Source organism: Bradyrhizobium sp. 31Argb, assembly GCF_043638955.1.
Taxonomy (GTDB): domain Bacteria; phylum Pseudomonadota; class Alphaproteobacteria; order Rhizobiales; family Xanthobacteraceae; genus Bradyrhizobium.
Map to the genome: position 1 here is coordinate 25,908 of NZ_JBEGDB010000063.1, position 7,275 is coordinate 33,182.

At 64.2% G+C, this 7,275-nt stretch carries 8 protein-coding genes and 1 pseudogene; 4 read left to right on the plus strand and 5 right to left on the minus strand.

The genetic code is table 11. The annotated features are described in order from the left end of the window. Positions 1-4 precede the first annotated feature (4 nt). The 5 genes and pseudogenes from AAFX91_RS15085 to AAFX91_RS15105 all read right to left on the minus strand — a co-directional run bounded on the left by AAFX91_RS15085 (position 5) and on the right by AAFX91_RS15105 (position 3,268). Positions 5-286 carry a VirB3 family type IV secretion system protein gene (locus tag AAFX91_RS15085; RefSeq protein WP_394566990.1) on the minus strand — a complete coding sequence of 94 codons (282 nt, stop codon included), beginning with the start codon at positions 284-286 and terminating at the stop codon, positions 5-7. Beyond that, on the minus strand, positions 286-618 hold the full coding sequence (locus AAFX91_RS15090) for a TrbC/VirB2 family protein (RefSeq protein ID WP_394566991.1): 333 nt from the start codon (positions 616-618) through the stop codon (positions 286-288). Before AAFX91_RS15090 ends, AAFX91_RS15085 begins: the two co-directional genes overlap by 1 nt. Beyond that, positions 615-1,550 carry a P-type conjugative transfer ATPase TrbB gene (gene trbB / locus AAFX91_RS15095; protein WP_394566992.1) on the minus strand — a complete coding sequence of 312 codons (936 nt, stop codon included), beginning with the start codon at positions 1,548-1,550 and terminating at the stop codon, positions 615-617. Before trbB ends, AAFX91_RS15090 begins: the two co-directional genes overlap by 4 nt. 161 nt (positions 1,551-1,711) lie before the next feature. Further along, positions 1,712-2,500 (minus strand): annotated as a pseudogene (locus AAFX91_RS15100) (integrase arm-type DNA-binding domain-containing protein); the annotation flags it as partial. 156 nt (positions 2,501-2,656) lie between these two features. Further along, positions 2,657-3,268, minus strand: coding sequence for a RadC family protein (locus AAFX91_RS15105; protein ID WP_394566993.1), 612 nt, complete (start codon positions 3,266-3,268; stop codon positions 2,657-2,659). A 207-nt stretch (positions 3,269-3,475) separates the two neighbouring features. On the opposite strand from AAFX91_RS15105, the gene AAFX91_RS15110 reads away from it, so the two are divergent. From AAFX91_RS15110 to AAFX91_RS15125, 4 genes are all read left to right on the plus strand, one after another. Then, entirely contained in the window at positions 3,476-4,429 is a 954-nt protein-coding gene (locus AAFX91_RS15110; RefSeq protein WP_282531448.1) for an AraC family transcriptional regulator, read from the plus strand. Positions 4,430-4,576: 147 nt separating this feature from the next. Beyond that, a complete protein-coding gene (locus tag AAFX91_RS15115) occupies positions 4,577-5,290 on the plus strand; it encodes an SDR family NAD(P)-dependent oxidoreductase (protein WP_394566994.1) in 714 nt (237 codons plus the stop codon). A 10-nt stretch (positions 5,291-5,300) separates the two neighbouring features. Then, positions 5,301-6,392 (plus strand): NAD(P)H-dependent flavin oxidoreductase, encoded by a 1,092-nt coding sequence (locus tag AAFX91_RS15120; protein WP_394566995.1) that lies wholly within the window; start codon positions 5,301-5,303, stop codon positions 6,390-6,392. Between the two features lie 85 nt (positions 6,393-6,477). After that, a complete protein-coding gene (locus AAFX91_RS15125) occupies positions 6,478-7,197 on the plus strand; it encodes a DNA-3-methyladenine glycosylase I (RefSeq protein ID WP_394566996.1) in 720 nt (239 codons plus the stop codon). Positions 7,198-7,275 lie beyond the last annotated feature (78 nt).

Genomic DNA, 7,275 nt, shown 5'->3' on the forward strand with positions numbered 1-7,275 from the left:
GACCTCAGACTCCGAGATGACCGGGAATGCGCAGATGCCGGCGTCCGACGTCGACGAACTGCGGATCGCGCTTGGCCGCCCAGACGGCTGCGAAATGGCCGATGGCCCAGAGCCCGAGGCCAACCAGCCAGAGACGAAGGCCGAGACCGAGAGCGGCGGCGAGCGTACCGTTGAGGATGGCGATGCTCCTCGGCGCGCCGCCGAGCAGGATGTGCTCGGTTAGCGCGCGGTGGACCGGGACGCTGTAGCCGGGGACATCGCCGCCGCTCTCGACCAGGCCCGCCATCAGACGAGCGCCCCGCCGCCGAACGAGAAGAAGGACAGGAAGAAGCTTGAAGCCGCGAAGGCGATCGAGAGTCCGAAGACGATCTGGATCAGCCGCCGGAAGCCGCCCGAGGTGTCGCCGAAGGCGAGCGTCAGGCCGGTAACGATGATGATGATCACCGCGATGATCTTGGAGACCGGGCCTTCGATCGACTCCAGAATCGATTGCAGCGGCGCTTCCCACGGCATTGAGGAACCGGATGCGTGGGCGGCGGGGGCCAGCATCGCGCTGACTATCAGGACGGATGCGGCGGTCGCGATGTGGCGACGGAAATGCAAGGCACGGCGGATCATGCGGGGTCTCCTTCGGAGGGCTGGGTGGCGAGGCGGACGTGGTAATCGCCGTCGGGACCGAGCCCCTCGACGCGACCGAGTTCGGCCAGGCGTCTGGTGGCGCCACGGCCCGAGAGCACGGCGACGAGGTCGATCGTCTCCGCGATCAGCGCGCGCGGAACGGTGATGACAGCTTCCTGGATGAGCTGCTCGAGGCGCCTCAGAGCGCCGAGAGCCGAACCCGCGTGGATCGTCCCGATTCCGCCGGGATGACCGGTTCCCCAGGCCTTGAGCAGATCAAGTGCTTCGGCCCCGCGAACCTCGCCAATCGGGATGCGGTCGGGACGAAGGCGCAGCGAGGATCGAACGAGATCGGAGAGCGTGGCGACGCCGTCCTTCGTCCGCATGGCAACCAGGTTTGGCGCGGCGCACTGGAGCTCGCGGGTGTCCTCGATCAGGACCACCCGGTCCGAAGTCTTGGAGACTTCGGCGAGCAGCGCATTGGTGAGCGTCGTTTTGCCGGTCGAGGTGCCGCCGGCGACGAGTATGTTGCGGCGTTCGGCGACGGCGATCCGCAGCACCTCCGCCTGGTGCGCCGTCATCACGCCGGTCCAGACGTAATCGTCCAACGTGAACACAGCGACCGCCGGCTTCCTGATGGCAAAGGCCGGCGCCGTCACCACGGGCGGCAGCAGGCCCTCGAACCGCTCCCCTGTTTCCGGCAGTTCGGCGGAGACGCGCGGATTGCCGGCGTGAACCTCGGCGCCGACGTGGTGCGCGACCAGGCGCACGATGCGTTCGCCGTCGGCTGGCGAGAGCCGCTCGCCGGTGTCGGACAACCCCTCGGACAGCCGGTCGATCCAGAGACGGCCGTCGGGGTTGAGCATCACCTCGACTACGCTGGCGTCCCCGAGAAACCCGGCGATGGCGGGGCCAAGGGCGGTGCGCAGCATGCGCGCCCCGCGAAGTATCGCCTCAGATTTCTCGGAAGAAGACGCCACGTTGTCCCCGTTCTTTGCGGGACCGCGTCAGGCCGTCCCTGGATCGGGGATGATTAAGAGAACCGGAAACGTCGCCTCGGCAACAGATGTCAGGGCGTAGTAGTAGCGTGGCGTAGATTCGCGATCTCCTCGACGCGCTGGCCGGTCAACATGAGGATGCGGACCGCGCGGGTATACGGCGGATGAACAGGCGTATCGGGACACTCCAGCCAGCGGTAGAGCTGAACGAATTCGTCCTCGTCCAGCCAGCGCGTGCCCTGGACCTTGGGTTCGGTCGGAATGCCTGTCGCCGGATTGAAAGGGATACGGAAGCGCCGAGCCGATTGCTGCCTGTAGTCGTTGTCGGACTTCATGCCCCAGCTAAAGGCGGCGTGGATGTAGGATCGCACATGATCCGCCATCGACTTGGCGCCGCGATCATAGATCGGGCGGATCAGTTCAATGATTTCCTCGGACTCGATCTCGCGGGCGAGGCGGTTGCGTCCGAGGGTGTCAGCAATTTTGTTCAGGCCCTTTTCGGTTTCTTTCCACGAGGGTTTGTTGGCGGCCTTGAGCGACGCGACATAGCCCTCGAAAAGATCGGCGACGGTGCCGGGGCGTGTATCGGTGGCGATCTTGATGCTTCGACCCTTCTGAATCACATCTGCATAGTCGCGCTTGAAAATCTCGCGGGCCTGGCCGAGCGTCATTGACGGATAGGCGCCGAGCTTCTTCTTGGTTCGCTTTCCATCGCGCCACTGTTGCGCCATCCAGTCGGCTGTCACGCGCTTGGGCATGGGCTTCAGGACGAGGACGAGACGGCCTGTGCCACGCCCTTCGCCGTCGGCGAGGTTTTCTTGCTTCTGGCTCACCTCGACCCGCTTCAGCGCATGTCGGATGGCGGTGTCGGTCAGGCTTGGCATAGCGTTTCCTCCTCTTCCGCAACTGGGATCGGTCGAGGAGAAACGGGGATCGTTTGCTGGGAGCGGAAAGCCGTATTCTACCCCTTCAACCGCCCCCAATTTGCCATAACCGCCCCCTGTACGCAATCCGCAAAAATCGCCGAAGCTGTTGATGTTTCAGTGGTATTGAGCGTGATCCAGCGTGATCGAAATGGGGGTAGTGGGGTGGTTGTGCACGAGGATCAGCGCGGTGGCGGATAGTTCGAGCGCGCGCTTGATCACTTCGCGCGGATAGACCGGCGTGTGGTCGACGGTGCCGATCTGCTGCACCTCATCGGCAATGAGCTGATTGCGCTTGTCGAGGAAGAGCAGGCGAAACTGCTCCTTGTCGGCGAAGGCCATGCTGGAGCGGCAATAGTCGAGCACGTCGTTCCATGACGACAGCGCGTTGCGCCGCTTCACCTCGCCCTTGGCGACGCGGCTGGCGGCGGCGGCGATCAGCTTGAGTTGGTTGACCGAGGATTCGCCGATGCCGTCGACCTCGCGCAGGCGGGCCACGGGGGCATGGATCACCTCGGCAAACGAGCCGAAGCGCCTCAGCAGTTCCTTGGCGAGCGGCTTGGTGTCGCGCCGTGGGATCGAGGCAAACAGCGCCATCTCCAACAGTTCATAGTCGCTCAGCGCGTCGGGGCCGGCGCTATGGAAGCGCTCGCGCAGGCGCTCCCGATGGCCGTGGTAATGCGGCGTCTCGGCGGGCTGGTCGGTGGGGTCGCTGGTCTTGGCGGGCATCGCCGCCAAACATGCCGTGCCACGCGGTTTTTGCAACCATGAAGTGCCGCGGACGCATCGAAGCCTTCGATATGCGCCGGAAGATCGGCGGGTCTTGATCGCTTCCGCGTGATGGGCGGCCAGGAATCGTTGCGATTCGGCTGCGAGCCGGCCACATTGAGGTGACTGGGGGATTGTCGTCGATTGCCGGATATCGGGTTATGTCGAATGAATTCCACCCATGAAAAGCCTAAGTTCGCATCTCAGCCGGAGCAGCCAGCCTCGCCAGGGGCACACGGGCTCGAAAGCTACGGCACCTGCGGGCTTCTGGCGTCTTCCGCCGATCGCGGCTGGTCGGACATCACGGCGGAGCTTCGCAGTCATAGCAGTGGCACGATCGCCTGGAAGAGCCCGCAACCTGACATCGAAATTTGCGTCGACGTCCGCGGCAATGGGTCCGTGGTTACGCGCGAGAGGTATGGCATCACCGATCGCAGCGTCTCCGAACGCGGGACCATCTGGCTTTCTCCGCCGGTGGTCGGGCATGGCCTGATCGATCTGTCCGACCCCGTTCCGGCGGTCCTGCACGTTTATCTTCCGCCGAACCGGTTTTCACCGGAGAGCTTTGGTGAAGGGACCGCTCCATCCGTCATGACGTCGCTGCGCCATGAAAGCAGTTTTCGCGATCCGCTCGTCGCCGAAATCGCATTTGCACTCACGTGCGAGCTGGAGCGCGAGACGTCTTCCGGCAGGCTGCTCGCGGAGACGCTGGCCTCGAGCCTGGCCGCAAGATTGGTGCAAAACCACTTCGGCAAGCTATCGCTCGACTTCTTCGCATCTCCCGCTCGCGAAGGGCTTGATCGGCGCCGGTTGGCACGTGTGCTGGATTACATCGAAACGAATCTGGAGGGCGAATTGACGGTCGGCCACCTGGCATCGATCGCGTGCTTGAGCCAGTTTCATTTCTCCCGCGCCTTCAAGGTCGCCGTCGGCCGATCGCCGCATCGTTACGTCAGCGCGCGGCGGCTCGAACGTGCCAAGGAACTGCTGGGACAGAGGGAGCAGCCGCTGGCTGATATCGCGCTCAGGCTCCGATTTTCGTGCCAGGCCAATTTCACCCGCGCGTTCCGGCAGGCGACCGGCCTGACGCCGGCTCAGTACCGCCGCAGCGTCGTGGCCTGATTTGTTACGGATGTAACCGATCCGCGTCCGCTGATCCCCCGACAGCGGCAAGAAATGACAACAGCAGAGCAAGCGAGGCAAAGCCGCGTCCGGTCGAATGGTGCATCTATCGCTCCCATACACCCCAGGCAATTGCGAGGAGCGAATATGACATCAGAGCGAAAGGTCGTCATTATCACCGGCGCGTCACGCGGCATCGGCGCGGAATTGCTGAAAGCCTATCGCGAAAACGGCTACCGCGTCGTGGCCACTGCCCGTTCGATCGGCAAGAGCGACGATCCGTCGGTCCTCATGATCGAGGGCGACATTGCCCACCCCGAAACCGCCGAACGCATCTTCAGCCTGGCGGTCGAGCGCTTCGGGCGAATAGATACGCTTGTCAACAATGCTGGCGTGTTCATCGCCAAGCCCTTCACCGAATATTCCGCCGCCGATTTCGCAAAGGCGGTCGCGGTCAATCTCGCCGGATTCTTTCATCTGACCCAGAAGGCCGCGGCCCGAATGCTGCAGACGGGTTCTGGCCACATCGTCAACATCACGGCAACGATAGCCGAACAGCCGATGGCGTCGCTGGCGGCGGGTCTTGCGGCGATGACCAAGGGCGGGCTTAACGCGATCACGCGCTCGCTCGCGATCGAATATGCTCCCCGAAATGTCCGGGTGAACGCGGTTTCGCCGGGTGTGATCAGCACGCCAATGCATTCGCCCGAGGCCCACGGCTTTCTCGCCGGGCTGCAGCCGATCGGCCGAATGGGCGAGATGCGGGAGGTCGTCGATGCCGTGATGTATCTTGAGAAGGCATCTTTCGTTACCGGCGAGATCCTGCATGTCGATGGCGGCGCCTCCGCCGGCCGCTGGTAGGAGATGCGCGATGTGGTCCGACCGACGTCTGCTTGAATTGTTTGGGATCGAACACCCGATCGTGCTGGCGCCGATGGCTGGTTTCGCCACGGTTGAACTCGCGGCGATCGTCTCCAATGCCGGCGGCCTCGGCTCGATCGGCTGCGCCACCATGGACCTGCAGCGCGTCACCAACGCGATCGCGCAAGCGCGGCGGCTGACCAGCAAGCCGGTCAGCCTCAATTTCTTCTGCCACGAGCCGGCGAGGGCTGATGCGGGGCGCGAGCGGGCGTGGCACGACCGGCTGTCACCCTATTATCGTGAGCTCGGAATTGACGAAGCGACACCGCGGCCGCGCACCGACCTTGCGCCGTTTGGCAGTGCGATGTGCGAATTCGTCGAGGACGCGGGGCCGGAGGTGGTGAGCTTCCATTTCGGCTTGCCGGCACCGCCGCTGGTGGCCCGGATCAAGTCGGCCGGCTGCAAGGTGATCTCGTCGGCGACGACGGTCGAGGAAGCGCGCTGGCTCGAAGACCATGGCGCCGATGCCGTGATTGCCCAAGGCTATGAAGCCGGCGGTCACCGAGGCACGTTTCTCGATCGCGACCAGAACCGCGCGGTCGCCTCGCAGCTCGGCACCTTCGAACTGGTGCCGCAGATCACTGACGCGGTCAGCGTGCCCGTGATCGCTGCGGGCGGCATCGCCGACGGACGCGGCATTGCCGCCGCCCTGTCCCTTGGTGCCTCGGGAACGGAGATCGGGACCGCCTTCCTGCTTTGTCCGGAAGCGGCGACGCCACCGCTGCACCGCGATGCGCTGCGCCAGGCGCGCGAGCTTGGCACGGTGGTGACGAACGTGCTTTCCGGCCGACCCGCGCGTGCCCTGGTCAATCGCCTCATCGCCGAAGTCGGTCCCTTGTCCGACACTGTACCGGATTTTCCGTTGCCGATGGGCGAGCTGGCGCCGCTGCGGGCAGCGGCAGAGCGGAACGGAAGCCGTGACTTCACCCCGCTCTGGGCAGGGCAGGGCGCTGCCTTGAACCGCGAACTCCCTGCCAAGGCGCTGATGCAGACCTTGGTGAAGGAAGCGGTCGAGCGCCTGAAGCGCATCAAGGACGGCTGATATCAGCTAGATGCTTCGCATTGGCATCGCGGCTTGCGTCACGCTATGATCGGCGGTCCCTGCCAATGCAAAGAGGTCTCGCCGCGTGACGTCGTTTAGGGCTATTCGGGCGCGGGCCGAGAAGCGCAAGGGCGGCGCGAAAGCGCTGGAGAAGCTAATGCCGCCGGCGCCGAACGCGAAATCCCTGGCCAAGCTGAAAGACGATCGCGTTCTTGCCGAGATGACGAAGCGGGTGTTCTGCGCCGGCTTTGCCTGGAGCGTGATCGACGCGAAATGGCCGGGCTTCGAACAGGCCTTCCTCGGCTTTCAGCCCGAGCAGCTCGCCTTCGAGCCGGACGAATTCTGGGAGCGGCTCACGAGCGACACGCGCATCGTGCGCAACGGCGCTAAGATCATGTCGGTGCGCGACAACGCCCGCTTCGTGCAGGAGATCGCAAGCGAGCACGGCAGCTTCGGCAAGTTCCTGGCCAACTGGCCGTCTTCCGACGAAATTGGGCTGTTGAATCTTTTGGTCAAGCGCGGCAGCCGGCTCGGCGGCAACACCGGCCAGATGCTGCTGCGTTTCCTCGGCTGGGACGGCTTCGTCACGTCAAGGGACGTCGTCACCTGCCTGCGCGACGCTGGGCTCGATATCGCCGAGGAGGTGAAGTCGAAAGGCGATCTCGCCAAGGTGCAGGCGCAGTTCAACGCCTGGGCCAAGGAGACCGGGCTGCCTTACATCCATCTCTCGCGCATCTGCGCGATGTCGATCGGGGAGAATTACGAGGCAGCCGAGCTCAGCCGCCGCATGGGCGGCAATGACTGATTAGAGCATGATCCGGAAAAGTGGATACCGGTTTTCCCTCGCGACAAACGCGAAGCGTTTGCGCGGAGATCATGCTCA

What these genes read in the sequence shown, in the direction of transcription:
- AAFX91_RS15110 (WP_282531448.1), top strand. Translation starts at nt 3,476, where the DNA reads ATGAATTCCACCCATGAAAAGCCTAAGTTCGCATCTCAGCCGGAGCAG.
- trbB (WP_394566992.1), bottom strand. Translation starts at nt 1,550, where the DNA reads ATGCTGCGCACCGCCCTTGGCCCCGCCATCGCCGGGTTTCTCGGGGAC.
- AAFX91_RS15085 (WP_394566990.1), bottom strand. Translation starts at nt 286, where the DNA reads ATGGCGGGCCTGGTCGAGAGCGGCGGCGATGTCCCCGGCTACAGCGTC.
- AAFX91_RS15120 (WP_394566995.1), top strand. Translation starts at nt 5,301, where the DNA reads ATGTGGTCCGACCGACGTCTGCTTGAATTGTTTGGGATCGAACACCCG.
- AAFX91_RS15090 (WP_394566991.1), bottom strand. Translation starts at nt 618, where the DNA reads ATGATCCGCCGTGCCTTGCATTTCCGTCGCCACATCGCGACCGCCGCA.
- AAFX91_RS15115 (WP_394566994.1), top strand. Translation starts at nt 4,577, where the DNA reads ATGACATCAGAGCGAAAGGTCGTCATTATCACCGGCGCGTCACGCGGC.
- AAFX91_RS15105 (WP_394566993.1), bottom strand. Translation starts at nt 3,268, where the DNA reads ATGCCCGCCAAGACCAGCGACCCCACCGACCAGCCCGCCGAGACGCCG.